We start from the raw sequence: 15,750 nt of genomic DNA on the forward strand, positions 1-15,750 counted from the left end.
AAGGAGGCAAAAGCGTGGCACGGCTTCTGGTGTTGACCCGAGACGGTGCAACCGCCCTCGCTTTTCTTGCTCTCGTTGCATTAATTGCTGCCAAGCTCAATGACAGACCCGACATCCAGCACCAGGGCGCTTTTCACGCCGCCGATGGCGATAGTCTCTTTCTCGATGGCGAGCGCATGCGGCTGAAGGGTATCGATGCACCGGAACTGTCGCAGACTTGCGAGCGGCAGGAGCAGGGCTGGGCCTGCGGCAGGCAGGCGCAACAGGCGCTTCAGCATTTGGTTTCTGACAACGCTACGCAATGCGGTGGAAACGAGCGCGATCGCTACGACCGGCTGCTGGTCACTTGCCGAAATAGTGCCGGCAATATTAATGCGCGCATGGTGGCTTCCGGGATGGCGGTTTCCTATGGCGGCTATCAGCAGGAGGAAAGGCAGGCGAGGGCGCAAAAGCTCGGGCTCTGGGCCGGCCATTTCGAAATGCCGCGCGATGTCAGGGATCAGGCCCGGCATGAAAGCTCCGGCCTGCAGCGGCTGATCGGCGGATGGACGGGATGGCAATGAATAGCGCGTTGAGCGAGGACCGACTGGATGGGCTGCGGGCCGAGATTGCCGGCTGCCGGATCTGTCGCGATGCGCCGCTGCGCGGCATCGAGGACCGGCTGCCGCACGAGCCGCGGCCGGTTGCCGTGCTCTCATCGCGCGCCCGTGTGCTGATCGCGGGCCAGGCGCCGGGGCTGCGCGTGCATGAAAGCGGACTGCCATTCGACGATGCCTCCGGCGACCGGCTGCGGCAGTGGCTGCAGGTGGACCGGCCGACCTTCTATGACCGGGATCGATTCGCGATCGTGCCGATGGGCTTTTGTTTTCCGGGCTATGATGCCAAGGGCAGCGACCTGCCGCCGCGGCGTGAATGCGCGCCGGTCTGGCGGGATCGCGTGCTTTCGGCCATGCCGCAGATCGAGCTGGTGCTTGCCGTCGGTGGTTATGCGCAGGCCTGGCATATGGGCGCTATGAGGCGCGAGAACATGACCGAGACGGTGCGGGCATGGCATGACAGCCTCGCCGTACCGGGCAAGCCTTCGATTCTTCCGCTGCCGCATCCGAGCTGGCGCAATACCGGCTGGATCAAGCGGCACCAGTGGTTCGAAGAAGAACTGCTTCCCGAGCTGCGCCGGCGAATCAAAATGCTTGCCTTCTGAAACAAAATTCTTTTCGTCGGCCGGAATCGCGCTATACAAAGAAAATAATTCGAAAAGGACTTAGTTTCGCATGGATCGCCTCGACCGAAAGATACTGCGCCTGCTCCAGGAAGATTCGACGCTCGCCGTTGCCGACCTCGCCAAAAAGGTCGGGCTTTCGACGACGCCATGCTGGCGGCGTATCCAGAAGATGGAGGAAGACGGCGTCATCAAGCGCCGGGTGGCGATCCTCGATCCGGAAAAGGTCAACACCAAGGTCACGGTCTTCGTGTCGATCCGCACCGCGACCCATTCCATCGAGTGGCTGCGCCGCTTCTCCGAGGTCGTGGCGGAATTCCCCGAAGTGGTCGAATTCTACCGGATGAGCGGCGATGTGGATTATCTGCTGCGGGTCGTCGTGCCCGATATTGCCGCCTACGACGCCTTCTACAAGCGGATGATCGCCAAGATCGAGATTCGCGACGTCTCGTCTGCCTTCGCGATGGAGCAGATCAAGTATTCGACGCAGCTGCCACTCGACTACATGCTTCTCGAAAACGCCAAGTCTAACGAAGACTGAGTCGGGTAGGCGCTTTCAAGACAGCGCAGATGTTTTAAGGCAGGCGCGAGCGAATCGCGCCCGCCGGTGAGGAAGTAGAAGCTCCTCTGGAGACTGCTCAGGCAAGCTGGGCAGGGAGACTCAGGAGTTCATCTGTGACTTCTGAGGGTGCTCGTGGAGCACCAGCCACTTGACGGCGGCGCGAAACCTTTCCAAATTGTAATCTTCCTGTCATGGAACTATGCGAAGCCACGCAAGCCATGAATTGGCCCAAGCGTTGGGAGGCACGGGTGCCGATTCAGAGGGGTGGTCCGGGGGTATCTGGAGCACGTTTATAATGTCCGTGCAGCGCAATATCGCGCTGTGCACGATTTTTTTGTGCTATTGGCGAAACGTTTAAGCGACGCCAAAATGCATGCCTATGGTTGTTTCTGCAACAAAAAGTAGGCCTCAAATCGATTAATGGTCGCTATCTGCACCATTAGGTTCGATTTCAGGACACTATGTCCTAATCTCCCATCTTTATATAGCCCTTAGCCGGCGCTACAGTTCGGTTGCTTCGCGAAAACGTTTGAGCTCTGCTCCATTTTTGCGGTGCCTTGGGAGGAGCATTTCAGCCGCCTGCGATAGCCATTGGCTACCGCGGCGGTATTTGTGCGTTAACTATTTATCCATTTGAAATTGTTGTATAAAAACCACGCTTGGCGCAGAAAGCATGCTCGGACTGTGGGTTGGCGCCCTTCACGAATTGCTACACTCAGATGTCTGTGGGATGAACGTTCGGCGGTTCGATCGATCCGCACGCCGTGAGGCTGTTCAAACGGGTCGGCTTTGGATCTTCGGAGACAGGGTAAAGCCCCGATCGACAAAGGAGTGGAATTCTACAATGAACATCAAGATGGTATTGCTTGCGTCGGCAGCAGCTTTTGCTGCATCGACCCCGGTACTCGCAGCAGACGCAATCGTTGCTGCCGAGCCGGAGCCGGTTGAGTACGTTCGCGTCTGCGACGCCTACGGCACCGGCTACTTCTATATCCCGGGCACGGAAACCTGCCTGAAGATCGAAGGCTACATCCGCTTCCAGGTTAACGTCGGCCAGAACGCCGGCGGCAACCGAGACACCAATGACTCCGACTGGGATGCAGTTACCCGTGGTCAGGTTCAGTTCACGGCCAAGAGCGACACCGAATACGGCCCGCTCACCGGCGTGATCGTTCTCCAGGCCAATGCTGACAATGCATCGAGCCAGGAAACGCACCTCGACTCCGCTTACCTCGACGTCGCGGGCTTCCGCGCTGGTCTCTTCTACTCCTGGTGGGACGATGGTCTCTCCGGCGAAACGGACGATATCGGCTCAGTCGAAACGCTGCATAACTCCATCCGTTATCAGTACGAAACCGGTACCTTCTACGCTGGCCTCAGCGTTGACGAACTGGAAGACGGCGTCTACCAGCCTGGCGAACGTCCGAACAACGTCGGCGTTGCCTTCGGCATCGGCGGCACGGCAGGTGCCTTCAGCTACCAGGTCACCGGCGGCTGGGACTTCGACAACGAAGACGGCGCTATCCGCGCTATGGGTACGGCTGAACTCGGCCCGGGCACGCTCGGCCTCGCAGCTGTCTACTCCAGCGGCCCGAACTCCTACTACTCGTCTGCTGAATGGGCAGTTGCTGCCGAATACGCCATCAAGGCAACTGACAAGCTGAAGATCACCCCTGGTGTTCAGTATTACGGCAACTACTTCGGCGGCAGCAAGGTTGTTCCGAGCGACTTCGACGGTCTCGACGATGCCTGGAAGGCTGGTCTGACGGTTGACTACCAGATCGTCGACAACTTCTACGCCAAGGCTTCCGTACAGTACCTGAAGCCGGAACATCAGGACGACACCTGGACGGGTTACTTCCGTCTGCAGCGCTCATTCTAATCTGAACGACGGAACCCCCGGCTTTATGCCGGGGGTCTCCTAACCCACGAGTTTCTGATCAGAATGACCTCCGATCAGTAACGAGGGACTGGTCCGGTTTTCCCTGCTGGGCCAGTCCTTTGCAGTTGGAAGCCGATATGAATCCAGGAGCGCCGCCACGCTTACCGGTTTCACCTTGTCGGCAGGCTTCCATCCTGATTTTTCCCGACGTCGAGCACATTTAAAAATTATCAATGTATTCGTTGCCCTTGATCAATCGTGCGCTATTTTGTTGCGCGATACGCACCTTTTAGTTGCATATATTCATCCGGTGAACTACGCGTTTGGATAGGTTCTATTCCTCGGGAATCGATGCCAATAATGTGACTGTAACGTGACAGGTGAGGCGCTATAAGCATTTCAGAGGCTGGCATTCATTACTACTCTCGGGTAGGTTTCGATAATGGACGATCTTAACGACTACTTCTATTTTGCTGCCGTCGTCTCCAGCGGTGGTTTTGCATCCGCAAGTCGAACATTAAAAATACCCCGCTCCAAGCTGAGCAGACGCGTAAGCCGTCTGGAGGATTGCCTGGGCGCCCGGCTGATCGAGCGCTCCACACGTCACTTCCGGGTGACGGAGATCGGGCAGGCCTTCTATGAGCAGTGCCAGACGATTCTGAGAGAGGCCGATCGTGCCAAGTCGATCGTCACGGAGGCCCAGTCCGATCCGCAGGGGATCGTGCGCATGGGCTGTCCGCTCGGCCTCATCGATATTTCGCTCGGAGCGGTGTTGCCGGAATTCCTGGAGCGCTACCCCAAGATCAAGCTGCAGATCATCGGTTCCGACCGGCGCACGGACCTTATCAACGAGCGCATCGATGTCGAAGTCCGCGCGGCGAGCGAGCCGGAAACACAGACGAGCCTGATGATGCGCAAGCTCGACCGGGCACGGCGCATCCTGGTCGCAAGCCCCTCGCTCGTCGAGCGCATGGGCGAACTCGGCTGCGTCGACGATCTCGGCAATGCGCCGACGCTTGCCATGACCACCTGGATGTCCTTCCATACCTGGGAGCTAGTCGGGCCTGATGGCGAGAAGAAGGTCGTACGCCATCAGCCGCGGCTCACCTGCCGCAGCATGACGGCTATTCTCGATGCTGCTCGGGCAGGTGTGGGCTACGGCCTCATCCTGGAAAATGCCTGCGCGTCGGATCTCCAATCCGGCCGGCTGGTTCGCGTGCTGCCGGAGTGGCAGACGGTGGAGAGCCAGTTCTATCTGGTCTTCACGACGACCAAGGGCATGCCGCCGGCGGTGCGGGCGCTGATCGATTTCCTCGTCGAGAAATCCAAGCAGCATCAGATCGTTACGACAGGGGCTGCGATCGCAGCACAATAAGGCTTTGTTCCATGCAGGTGCTACGGCAAAACCGCGGCAAAGTTTTGCTGGAATTGTCCGCATTGTTTTTGCGCAATTCCGGGCGCAAAACCGCGACACACTTTTGCTGGAATTGCTCCGGGCGCTTTAGCCGAGCCGGGCCAGCAGCTTTTCGCTCGTCAGTTCCTGGACCGCATCCTTGCCGATCCAGCGAGCTGTCTTGTCCGTGCTTGCGGCGAGGTGTTCGGCGAGGGGGAGCGCCTGACCATGGCAGGCGCGGTTGCGCTTGCCGATGTTGCGGAGCGCCCAGTTGACGGCCTTGCGGACGAAGTTTCTGTTATCGGTAGAATGCGCTTCGATCAGCGGCAGGGAGGCAAGCAGGCTTTCATCTGGGTCCGTCTTCCGGTGTACCGCCGCACCGGCGATCATGGCGAAGGCGGTTCGCCTGATGAATTCACGCTCGTCGGCGGCAAAGTCCGGGATCAGCGCGTCGAGTTTCGCCTCGACGAAGAGGTCGGCGGCGCAATCGACGATTTCCCAAGAGTTGAAGTCGGCGGCAAGCGTGCGGGCCTCGGCTTCCGTCAGACTTTTCGGATCGAACGTGTAGAGCGCCAGCAACCGCGCTTCGCGGATGCCGCTTGCCCATAGCGCCTTCGCTCTGATGTGATCCTTCTTTGCGAGCCGGGCGATCCTCTGCAGATCAGGGTTGGAAATGCCGATGGCGGTCTCGGTAACGATGCCGAAACGCGCCATGCCAGCGATATTGTCTTCAGAGCGCAGCGCCTGAAGATGCGCGATCAGTTCTGCTGCACTCGAAGATGGGGAGATCATTGACAGGGCTTGGTCATTTTTCGAGGCGGGCGAGCAGTGAGGACGTGTCCCACCTGTTGCCGCCGAGCGCCTGGACATCGCCGTAGAACTGGTCGACGAGGGCCGTCAGCGGCAATTTGGCGCCATTCTGGCGGGCTTCGGTCAGCACGATGCCGAGATCCTTTCGCATCCAGTCGACGGCGAAGCCGAAATCATATTTGCCCTGGTTCATGGTCTTGTGGCGGTTTTCCATCTGCCAGGAGCCGGCGGCTCCCTTGGAGATGACGTCGACCACCTTTTCGATATCGAGACCGGCGCGCTTGCCGAAATGCACGGCTTCGGCGAGGCCCTGGACGATGCCGGCGATGCAGATCTGGTTCATCATCTTGGTGAGCTGGCCGGAGCCGGCCGGACCCATGAGGCCGACCATGCGGGCATAGGCGTCGATAACAGGTTTTGCCTTCTCGAATACGGCCTCGTCGCCGCCGCACATGACGGTCAGCACGCCGTTTTCAGCACCGGCCTGGCCGCCGGAGACAGGAGCGTCGATGAAGTCGATACCCTTTGCCTTGGCGGCTTCATAGAGTTCGCGGGCGACTTCAGCGCTGGCCGTAGTGTTGTCGATCAGCACAGAGCCAGGCTTCATGGTCTTGAGTACGCCGTTTTCACCTGAAGTCACCTGGCGGAGATCGTCGTCATTGCCGACGCAGACGAAGACGAAATCGCTGCCATCGGCGGCCCCGGCCGGCGTCGGGGCCGACTTGCCGGAGAATTTTTCTGCCCAGGCAGCAGCCTTTTCGGCCGTGCGGTTATAGACGGTGACATCGTGGCCGCCCTTTGTCTTCAGATGTCCCGCCATCGGGAAACCCATGACGCCGAGACCAATGAAAGCGACTTTCGCCATATGCTGTTCTCCATGACCGCTTGCAAACAGGGTGAGAGGATTAGCGGAAACGGGGGGCGGCGGAAAGCCAGGAGGACGGGTTAGAAGGCCTAGCTTGGAACAAAATTTCTCCGAGCCTGACAAAACGGGGTCGGGAAAGTTTCAGATATCGCGAATATGATAAATTTCTTTGTCGATCTAATTTATAGACTAAATCATCATTACTCCATCGAAACAGGCAAGCTAGCGCAGCTGAGGCGCAGGCCTGCCAGAAAAAGGGGATAGAGATGATCACACGTCGACAGACGCTCGGGCTTTTCGCAGCCGCAGCCGTCACGGCCATCCTGCCGTCCGTCAAGCCGGCCCGTGCCGCAGCAACGGAATTTCGCATCGGCTGGCAGAAGAATGGCGTGCTGGCGCTCGCCAAGCGTCGTGGCGCCCTGGAAAAGCGGCTTGCCGATCAGGGGATCACGGTGAGCTGGTCGGAATTCACCTCGGGCCCGCCGCTGCTCGAAGCACTTGGCGCCGGCGCGCTTGATTTCGGTGCGACGGGCGACGTGCCGCCGCTCTTTGCGCAGGCGGCCGGTGGTGCGCTCTATTATGTCGGCGTATACCGCGGCAGCCCGGCGGGCTCGGCCATCCTCGTGCGCAAGGATTCGCCGATCAAGACGCTGGAAGATCTGAAGGGCAAGAAGGTTGCCTTCAAGCGCGGTTCAAGCGCTCATAACGTGACGGTCAAAGCCTTACGTAAGGCGGGGCTGAAGCCGGAGGATGTGCAGCAGATCGATCTCGCGCCGCCGGATGCGGCAGCCGCCTTCAAGAACGGCAGTATCGATGCCTGGTCGATCTGGGATCCCTATCTCGCCATCGCGGAAGCCGATCCCGATACGCGCATCCTGACGACGGCGGAGGGTATCGTCGACTCCTACAGCTTCTTCCTCGCCAACAAGGATTTCACAGACGAGAACGGCACGGTCATCGTGAACGTGCTGGATGAGCTCGCCAAGGTCGGCCGCTCGGCGCAGGACAATCTCGATGCGACGGTCAAGGAGCTCTCGGAAATAACAGGCGTTCCCGCCGAGGTGACACGGGTGACACTGCAGCGCCCCGGCGCCGATCTCGGCAGCGTGACGACGGTAAGCGATGCGGCAGCCGCTTATCAGCAGGCGCTGGCCGACGAGTTCTACAATCTCGGTATCGTACCGAAGAAGCTGACCACCGGCGATATCGTCTGGCGCCCGAAGGCGAGCTGATCTCTCCTGCAGCTTGGGGTGGGCGCTGGGGCAGGGTCCTGCGACCGCGGCATGGGAGCGTACCCATGCCGCGGAACCGGGGAAAATTATTCTCCTGACCAAGTTAGAATAGCAAATTGATATTGTCGATCTAATTGGTCGTCTATGTCAGTATCTCCGCATGATCAGGCGCGACCGGTTCGCGACATTGGTTCGCAGCAGGGAACGGCCGAAAGCCACCAGAACGGAGAAGAGATTTCATGTTCACTCGCAGACAGACGCTCGGCCTATTCGGCGCTGCGGCCGCCGCCACCATCCTGCCGCAGGTTCGCTCCGCAAAGGCAGCGGCCACGACGCTTCGCATCGGCTGGCAGAAGTTCGGCGTGCTGCCACTCGCCAAGGCCTCGGGCGCGCTGGAAAAGCGGCTTGAGGCCAAGGGCGTCAGCGTCGAGTGGAATGAGTTCACGTCGGGCCCGCCGCTGCTCGAAGCCGTGGGTGCCGGCGCGCTGGATTTCGGCGTCTCCGGCGATGTGCCGCCGCTCTTCGCACAGGCGGCCGGCGGTGATCTTCTCTATGTCGGCGCCTATCGCGGGCCTGCCGCCTTTCACGGGCTTCTCGTCCAGAAGGATTCACCGATCCAGAAACTCGAGGATCTGAAGGGCAAGAAAATCGCCTATAAGCGTGGCTCCAGCGCCCATAATTTTGCGCTCAAGGTGCTCGCCAAGGCTGGGCTTTCGCTTGCCGATGTTACCGAAGTCGATCTGCCGCCGCCGGATGCGGGAGCGGCCTTCAAGACCGGCAGCATCGATGCCTGGGCGATCTGGGATCCCTTCTTCGCGGTGGCCGAGGCCGATCCGCAGACACGGGTGCTGACGACCTCCGAAGGCCTGCTCGACAACTGGGGCTATTTCCTCGGTAACGGTACCTTTACCGGCGCCAATCCCGAAGTGATCGTCGATGTGATCGATGAGCTCGCCAAGGTCGGCGCGGCCGCCCAGGCCAATCTTGACGACACGGTGAAGGCGCTGGCCCAGATCACCGGCGTACCTGCCGATATCACCCGCGTGACGCTCACCCGCAGCCAGGCCAACCTCGGCAAGATCTCTCTCGTGCCGGATGCCGCGCTCACCTATCAGCAGGCGCTCGCCGACGATTTCTACAAGCTCAAGATCGTGCCGAAGCAGCTCAAGGTCAGCGATATCGTCTGGCACCCGAAGGCGAGCTGACAGCCGCCGGGCGAGCTAACAGCCGCACCGCCGATTTCAGACAGTTATAAGAAAGGAATGCGCTCATGACCGCTTCATCCGACCCGATCAATTTCCTCTGGTTCATCCCGACTTCAGGGGACGGCACCTATCTCGGCTCCACCGATCTCAACCGCGCGCCGGAGATCGGCTACCTCACGCAGATCGCCCAGGCGGTCGACCGTCTCGGCTATTCCGGCGTGCTGCTGCCGACCGGTGTCGCCTGCGAGGAATCCTTCGTGATGGCTTCGGCGCTGGCAGCGCGGACCGAGAAGCTGCAGTTCCTGGTGGCGATCCGCCCCGGCACAGCATCTCCCGCTTACTATGCCCGTCTTGCCACCACGCTCGACCGCATCTCCAACGGCCGCCTGCTGCTCAACATCGTCGTTGGCGGCAGCCCGGCAGAGCTTGCCGGCGACGGCATCCATCTGGAGCATGACGAGCGCTACGCCCATGCCGACGAGTTCTTCCATGTCTTCGAAGAACTGCTCGAAAAGGGTGTCGCCAGCTATGACGGCAAGTACATAAAAGCGACCGATGCCCGCCTCGGCTTCCCCTCGGTGCAATCGCCGCGCCCGCCGCTCTATTTCGGTGGCTCCTCGGATGCCGGCATCGATTTCGCCGTCGGCCGTGTCGACAAGTACCTGACCTGGGGCGAACCGCCGGCACAGGTTGCCGAAAAGGTTCAGAAGGTGCGCGCTGCCGCTGCCGGCAAGGGCCGCGAAGTCTCCTTCGGCATCCGCCTGCACTTCATCGTTCGCGAGACGGACGAAGAGGCATGGGAAGCAGCTGACCGCCTGATCCGCCATCTCGATGACGAGACGATTGCCGAGGCGCAGGAGCGTTTCGTCAAGGAATCCGACTCCGTCGGCCAGAAGCGTATGGCAGCCCTCCATGGCGGCCGCCGCGACAAGCTTGAAGTCTCCCCGAACCTCTGGGCTGGTATCGGTCTGGTGCGCGCCGGTGCGGGTACCGCGCTCGTCGGCTCGCCGAAGACCGTTGCTGCGCGCCTGCGCGAATATCAGGAAGTCGGCATCGATACAGTCATCGGCTCCGGCTATCCGCATCTGGAAGAGGCCTATCGCGTCGCCGAACTGCTCTTCCCGGAACTCGGCATCAACAGGGACGAACAGCGCCTGAGCTTCAACAACGAGTTCGGCCGCAAGAAGGTTTTTGCCGGCGGTAGCCATGGCGGCAACCTGAAGGTCGTTTCCGGCTCCTGATCGGGGCCGCTTTTCCCAACGCAGTTCCGGACACGAAGCCCCGCACAGCTTTGCCGGAATTGCTCAGAACCGAAGCGCGAGGAAGATATCCATGTCGACTTTCGATACGCCGTTTGCGCGGGCTGCCGCCGAGACGAGCAAGGGCAGGGCGGGTTTCCGCCTGCCGCTGCCCGGCCGCGACAAGCTGCTGCCCTATCTGGTGCCGGTTGCGATCATCGCACTCTGGCAGCTCGGCTGTTCTCTCGGCTGGATTTCCTCGCGCATCATGCCGTCGCCGGCCGATGTGGCGAGCGCCTTCTGGACGACGACGATCTCGGGGCAATTGCCTGAAGATGTTCTCGTCAGCGCAGCGCGCGCCTTTGCCGGTCTGCTGGTCGGCGGTTCGATCGGCTTCCTGCTCGGCATTGCCAATGGCGTGTCGAAGCTCTCGGAGCAGCTGACGGATACGACGCTGCAGATGCTACGGACCATTCCGCACCTGGCGATGATCCCGCTCGTCATCCTCTGGTTCGGGATCGGCGAGGAATCGAAGCTGTTCCTCACCTCGCTCGGCGTGCTCTTCCCGGTCTATCTCAACACCTATCATGGTGTGCGCAATGTCGATCGCGACCTGATCGAGATGGGCAAGGTCTATGGCATGAGCGGCTGGACCCTGTTCCGCAAGGTGATCTTCCCCGGCGCGCTGCCATCGATCTTCGTCGGCCTGCGCTATGCGCTCGGCATCATGTGGCTGACGCTGATCGTCTCGGAATCGATCGCCGCATCCGCGGGCATCGGCCATATGGCCAACAATGCCCGCGAATTCATGATGACCGATGTCGTGGTGCTGGCGCTCGTCATCTATGCCGTGCTCGGCAAGCTCGCCGATGTCGTCGCCCGCGTGCTGGAGCGTCAGACGCTCAAGTGGAACCCGGTTTACGCCAAGTAGGAGTTGAAGCCATGACTGTTGTCACGCACGAACGTTTTCATGCCGCCGAAGCTGTAGAATTCTCCGAGAGCCAGTCGGTCGTCGCCGGCGAGGGCGCGGCGGCCATCACCCTTTCCGGTCTCGAAAAGAGTTTTGGCGCCAACCGGGTGCTGCGCGGCATCAATCTGCATATTCCGGCCGGCCAGTTCGTCGCCGTTATCGGGAAGAGCGGCTGCGGCAAGAGCACGCTGCTGCGCATCCTGATGGGCCTCGATGAACTCACGTCGGGCGATCTACACTTCGAAGGCGCTGATGGCAGCGAGACGCATCCGAATGCTCGCATCGTCTTCCAGGAACCGCGGCTCTTGCCCTGGCTCAGCGTCGCCGACAATGTCGTCGTCGGCCTTGGCGAAGGCGTCGAGAAGAAGCGCGCGCTTATGGAAGCGAAGGCAGTGCTCGACGAAGTGCAGCTTGCCGAAAAGGCAGGCGAATGGCCGGCACGTCTTTCGGGCGGCCAGCGCCAGCGCGTGGCGCTTGCCCGCGCGCTCGTCAGCAAGCCGGGCATTCTGGCGCTCGATGAACCGCTCGGCGCGCTGGATGCGATCACTCGCATCAGCATGCAGCAATTGCTGAACCGCGTCTGGCGCGAACTCGGATGCACCACTGTACTCGTCACCCATGATGTCAGCGAAGCCGTGCATCTCGCCGACCGGGTGATCGTGCTGGAAGAGGGCCGCATTGCGCTCGATCTCGCCATTCCCTATCCGCACCCGCGCCGCCACGGCAATCCGGCGTTGGCGGAGCTCGAAGGGCGGCTGCTGTCGGCGATCCTCGGTAGCGATGGCGGGCATTAGGCGTGCCAAGATGACTGGCGCTGCTCACACACAGACATCGGCTCAGTGTAATTCACCGAGGATGAGATAAGTTCTGCCATCAAATTCGACGCTGTGAAACGCCGCTGCTTCGCCGGCGGCGCAGTCGCTGGCAACGAAGTTATCCGGAATTCTCGCCTCAAGCGACGGGGAGACCTCGTGCTTGGCCATGGCATCGAGCTGCTGGGAACGGTTGAAAGTTGCTACCGCAACGGTTTGCTTTCCGATCAGCACGTAAGAAAAGCGGCTTTCGTCGGCCTTGAAGTTCGTCGCCGTCAGATACTCGTTCGCTTTGACCGCCTCGGCACCTTCGAAATGCAGGCGATTCTGATAGGGCTGCATCAGGCAGACTAGTTGTGCGTCGAAGGATGAGAGACGAGAGAATTCCGCTACTTTTCCGACAGGGATATTCAGGAGTGCGTTTTGGTGGAGAACATCGGCCGCCGCCGCAGAGCCTGCGCAGGCGAACGCCATCGACGCCACCAGAGTTCCGGAAAGATATGCCAGCCTCATCCGTTGCTCCCCATTGAGAGACAGAGACAACCTCGCGATGTGGATTTTGTCAATTCGTCCCTGGATGGTTATTCGCCGGTTGGAAGAAATTTGACTTGCGTGGATTAGGTCAATCGTCCTAGAAGTGAATTAGGACAAATGGCCTAGAGCGGTCGCGAGGGAAGCCGATGAGTGCCGAGGATACGCGCAGAGAGATCGTACAGGCTGCGGACCAGCTCTTTTACGAGCGCGGGTTCGAGGCGACTTCATTTGCCCATATAGCTGTGGCCGTCGACCTGTCGCGGGGCAATTTCTATTATCATTTCAAAACCAAGGACGAGATTCTTGATGCCGTCATTGCCCTGCGGATGGCGAATACGCAGGCGATGCTTGACGCATGGGAAACGAAAGATGAGCGGCCTGCCGACCGTGTCAGGAGCTTCGTCAATATCCTCATCATGAACCTCACCAAGATCATGGCCTATGGCTGCCCGGTTGGCACGCTTTGTAACGAGCTTGCCAAGCTCGACCACGCGGCCAAGGCCGATGCGGCGGAGATCTTCACGCTGTTTCGCAACTGGCTGACACGGCAGTTTGTGGCGCTCGGCATAGAGACTGATGCCGACAGGCTTTCCATGCACGTGCTGATGCGAAGCCAGGGTGTTGCCTCGCTTGCCGCCGCCTTCCGCGACGAAGATTTCATACGCCGCGAGGTCGAAGACATGGGCGTTTGGCTAGATGCGCAAATCGCCGGTAGCGCACGCGCTGCCTGATCTTTTTCATCACCAGATCATCCCGGGAGATATCGATGTTCGTCGTCACGTTGAAATTTGCGGACAAGAGCAAGGCAGCCCAGCATATGGAAGGGCACAATGCCTGGATCAAGCGCGGCTTCGACGATGGCTTTTTTCTGCTTGTCGGCAGCATTCGGCCAAATGTCGGTGGCGCCGTTCTCGCTCACGGCATTGCGCGTGAGGCGCTGGAGAGCCTAGTGAAGGATGATCCTTTCGTCGCCGAGGGCGTCGTCAGCGTCGACATTATCGAGATTGCCCCGAGCCGCGTTGACGAGCGGCTGTCCTTTGTGAAGGCTTAGCGCGCGGGAGATTTCGTCGCGCACCTGAATGCCGGCAAGTGACATTGCGTCGCTGCAGTGGCGCGAGGCGAGACGCGAGGGCGGATCATCCGCTAGATTGGGGCAGGTTCGCATCATCGCGAGACCTGGCATTCAATCAGAGCGGATCACTCCCATGACCATTCAACTCTACGGCTTCTGGCGCTCAAACGCGGCTTTTCGCGTCCGCGTCGCGCTTGCCCTGAAGAAACTGCCGTTCGAGGAAATCGAAATCGATATTCTCTCCGGGCGTCAGTTCGATGCTGCTTATGCCGAAGTGAACGCCGAGCACGTCGTGCCCACCCTGGTTCACGATGGCCATCGCGTCTTTCAGTCGCTGGCGATCATGGAATATCTCGACGATATCCATCCGCAGCCGCGCCTGATGCCCGAGGATGCCAGGGAGAAAGCCTATGCTCGGTCGCTGGCGCTGGTTGCCGTCGCCGATGCGCATCCGCTGATCGTGCCGCGCGTGCGCAAACATCTCGGCCAGGCATTCGGCGCAGATGCATCCGCGATCGAGACATGGTGCCGGCATTGGACGACGGAGGGACTTGCGACCTACGAGCGCCTGCTCACGCGGCGCCCGCCCACACCCTTTGCGCTGGGCGAGACCCCCGGCATTGCCGATATCTGCATCGCCGGCCAGATCGTCTTGGCCGAGTTCAACAAGATTGACCTCTCAGCCTTTCCGGCCGTGGCGGCTCTCGGGAAGCGCTGCTTCGACATGCCGGAGTTTGCGCAGGCGCACCCGTCCAGGCAGCCCGGTTACTCGAACGCTCATTAGACAATCCGGGCTCGCCGGACCCGAAGGCAGGCTTCAGTCACGGTCGAAATCGATGCCGGCGGCATGTCCGTAGATCGTGAAAAAGCCGTCGCTTTCGACGAAGGGCATGCGTAGCCGCATGAGCAACGCGCGCAACCCGTCCGAGCAATCATCGATGACAGGTTCGAGCAGGCGGCCTGTGACCCGTTTGTATCGTGGCGCGACCTTGACCCACTCGATGTGAACGCCCAGCGCCGCCTCATATGTCCTTCCCCAGTCACCCCAATATGTCGGCGCCGGTTCCATCGCAGAAGGATATGGCTCGGTCTCATCCAGCGTCTTGACTTGATAGGCAGGCGGAAACGGAAGTTCGGCTATCGCCGCGCCGAGTTCCCGCCACTTCGTATCGTTCATGTGCGAGGCTAGGCCTCGTTCCGTCAGAAGGACGTAGATCTTCTTATCCATTGTCGCTCCTTCGCGTGGCCCTGCTGCCTATTCCTGCGGCCGAAATTCGTCCGGCAGGTTTTCCTTGTAGGGGTAGAACTTAAAATAGGGCAGCGCCTCTTTCAGTGCGCGGGCGAAGGAGGGGCGCTCCAGCAAGCGGCGGTAATAGGCTCCCAGCCCCGGTCGTTTCTCCGCGAAGGGCACCAGCGTGCGGGCGTAGAAGAGGGCGGGTGCCGCGGCGCAGTCGGCCGTGGTAAAGGCGTCGCCGGTGATCCAGGCTTTGCCGTCGATCTGCTTTTCCACCATGTCATAGGCGAGAGACAGCATGGCGCGCGCTTCGTTGACGCCGTGCGGATCGGCCGAGCCTTCCGGGCGTACCCGATCTATGACGATCTTCTGCATCGACACCTGCACATAGAGATCGAAGAAACGGTCCCAGAGGCGGACCTGCAGGCCGGCATTGGTTTCCTCCGGCACGAGTGAAACAGGGCCGGGATAGTGCCGGTCCAGATATTCGATGATGATGCTGGTTTCAGGAATCGTGCTATCGAGCGTCTCATCACGCAGGATGGGGATCTTGCCGACGGGCCAGAATCGCAGAAGGTCGGCGCTCGATTGCTCGTCGGCGAGATCGACAAAGCGGTTTTCGAAGGGCGTCCCGTTCCCGTAAAGCGCGATCAGCACCTTGTGGCAGAAGGAGGCAAGCGGATGCTGGTAGAGAACGAGCGCCATGCATTGACCTTTCCTGA

18 protein-coding genes are annotated in these 15,750 nt (G+C 60.3%); 13 read left to right on the forward strand and 5 right to left on the reverse strand.

The features are described 5' to 3' along the window. The first annotated feature begins 14 nt into the window (after positions 1-14). From AC1DM5_RS00895 to AC1DM5_RS00915, 5 genes are all read left to right on the forward strand, one after another. Positions 15-563, forward strand: a complete 549-nt coding sequence (locus tag AC1DM5_RS00895; RefSeq protein ID WP_477821276.1) for a thermonuclease family protein — start codon at positions 15-17, stop codon at positions 561-563. Further along, positions 560-1,201, forward strand: coding sequence for a uracil-DNA glycosylase family protein (locus AC1DM5_RS00900; RefSeq protein WP_477821375.1), 642 nt, complete (start codon positions 560-562; stop codon positions 1,199-1,201). Before AC1DM5_RS00895 ends, AC1DM5_RS00900 begins: the two co-directional genes overlap by 4 nt. A gap of 70 nt (positions 1,202-1,271) precedes the next feature. Next, entirely contained in the window at positions 1,272-1,760 is a 489-nt protein-coding gene (locus AC1DM5_RS00905) for an Lrp/AsnC family transcriptional regulator (RefSeq protein ID WP_007816294.1), read from the forward strand. An 865-nt stretch (positions 1,761-2,625) separates the two neighbouring features. Then, positions 2,626-3,663, forward strand: a complete 1,038-nt coding sequence (locus tag AC1DM5_RS00910; RefSeq protein WP_477821277.1) for a porin — start codon at positions 2,626-2,628, stop codon at positions 3,661-3,663. Positions 3,664-4,105: 442 nt separating this feature from the next. Further along, complete coding sequence (locus AC1DM5_RS00915) at positions 4,106-5,038, forward strand: LysR substrate-binding domain-containing protein (protein ID WP_477821278.1); 933 nt, start codon at positions 4,106-4,108, stop codon at positions 5,036-5,038. Between the two features lie 126 nt (positions 5,039-5,164). On the opposite strand, the gene AC1DM5_RS00920 is transcribed toward AC1DM5_RS00915, so the two are convergent. Continuing rightward, entirely contained in the window at positions 5,165-5,848 is a 684-nt protein-coding gene (locus tag AC1DM5_RS00920; protein WP_477974452.1) for a DNA alkylation repair protein, read from the reverse strand. Positions 5,849-5,861: 13 nt separating this feature from the next. Next, complete coding sequence (locus tag AC1DM5_RS00925) at positions 5,862-6,731, reverse strand: NAD(P)-dependent oxidoreductase (protein ID WP_477821280.1); 870 nt, start codon at positions 6,729-6,731, stop codon at positions 5,862-5,864. A 266-nt stretch (positions 6,732-6,997) separates the two neighbouring features. Here AC1DM5_RS00925 and AC1DM5_RS00930 point away from each other — a divergent pair, with 266 nt between their 5' ends. From AC1DM5_RS00930 to AC1DM5_RS00950, 5 genes are all read left to right on the forward strand, one after another. Next, positions 6,998-7,963 (forward strand): aliphatic sulfonate ABC transporter substrate-binding protein, encoded by a 966-nt coding sequence (locus AC1DM5_RS00930; RefSeq protein WP_477821281.1) that lies wholly within the window; start codon positions 6,998-7,000, stop codon positions 7,961-7,963. A 239-nt stretch (positions 7,964-8,202) separates the two neighbouring features. Further along, a complete protein-coding gene (locus AC1DM5_RS00935) occupies positions 8,203-9,168 on the forward strand; it encodes an aliphatic sulfonate ABC transporter substrate-binding protein (protein ID WP_477821282.1) in 966 nt (321 codons plus the stop codon). Positions 9,169-9,233: 65 nt separating this feature from the next. Further along, positions 9,234-10,409, forward strand: a complete 1,176-nt coding sequence (ssuD, locus tag AC1DM5_RS00940) for an FMNH2-dependent alkanesulfonate monooxygenase (protein ID WP_477821283.1) — start codon at positions 9,234-9,236, stop codon at positions 10,407-10,409. Between the two features lie 91 nt (positions 10,410-10,500). Continuing rightward, positions 10,501-11,337 carry an aliphatic sulfonate ABC transporter permease SsuC gene (ssuC, locus tag AC1DM5_RS00945; RefSeq protein WP_477821284.1) on the forward strand — a complete coding sequence of 279 codons (837 nt, stop codon included), beginning with the start codon at positions 10,501-10,503 and terminating at the stop codon, positions 11,335-11,337. A gap of 11 nt (positions 11,338-11,348) precedes the next feature. Then, positions 11,349-12,170 carry an ABC transporter ATP-binding protein gene (locus tag AC1DM5_RS00950; RefSeq protein ID WP_477821285.1) on the forward strand — a complete coding sequence of 274 codons (822 nt, stop codon included), beginning with the start codon at positions 11,349-11,351 and terminating at the stop codon, positions 12,168-12,170. A gap of 42 nt (positions 12,171-12,212) precedes the next feature. Here AC1DM5_RS00950 and AC1DM5_RS00955 read toward each other — a convergent pair whose 3' ends face one another. Further along, on the reverse strand, positions 12,213-12,701 hold the full coding sequence (locus tag AC1DM5_RS00955; RefSeq protein ID WP_477821286.1) for a hypothetical protein: 489 nt from the start codon (positions 12,699-12,701) through the stop codon (positions 12,213-12,215). A 167-nt stretch (positions 12,702-12,868) separates the two neighbouring features. Here AC1DM5_RS00955 and AC1DM5_RS00960 point away from each other — a divergent pair, with 167 nt between their 5' ends. The 3 genes from AC1DM5_RS00960 to maiA all read left to right on the forward strand — a co-directional run bounded on the left by AC1DM5_RS00960 (position 12,869) and on the right by maiA (position 14,578). Beyond that, a complete protein-coding gene (locus AC1DM5_RS00960; protein WP_477821287.1) occupies positions 12,869-13,453 on the forward strand; it encodes a TetR/AcrR family transcriptional regulator in 585 nt (194 codons plus the stop codon). Positions 13,454-13,488: 35 nt separating this feature from the next. Continuing rightward, positions 13,489-13,773 (forward strand): YciI family protein, encoded by a 285-nt coding sequence (locus tag AC1DM5_RS00965; protein WP_477821288.1) that lies wholly within the window; start codon positions 13,489-13,491, stop codon positions 13,771-13,773. Between the two features lie 154 nt (positions 13,774-13,927). After that, a complete protein-coding gene (gene maiA, locus AC1DM5_RS00970) occupies positions 13,928-14,578 on the forward strand; it encodes a maleylacetoacetate isomerase (RefSeq protein ID WP_477821289.1) in 651 nt (216 codons plus the stop codon). Between the two features lie 33 nt (positions 14,579-14,611). Here the strand turns inward: maiA and AC1DM5_RS00975 are convergent, their stop codons facing one another. Both AC1DM5_RS00975 and AC1DM5_RS00980 read right to left on the reverse strand, forming a co-directional pair. Beyond that, positions 14,612-15,022, reverse strand: a complete 411-nt coding sequence (locus tag AC1DM5_RS00975) for a DUF6678 family protein (protein ID WP_477821290.1) — start codon at positions 15,020-15,022, stop codon at positions 14,612-14,614. Between the two features lie 27 nt (positions 15,023-15,049). Next, entirely contained in the window at positions 15,050-15,733 is a 684-nt protein-coding gene (locus AC1DM5_RS00980) for a glutathione S-transferase family protein (protein WP_477821291.1), read from the reverse strand. Between the last annotated feature and the right edge of the window lie 17 nt (positions 15,734-15,750).

The sequence above is a fragment of the Rhizobium sp. 01T437 genome, from assembly GCF_056398505.1.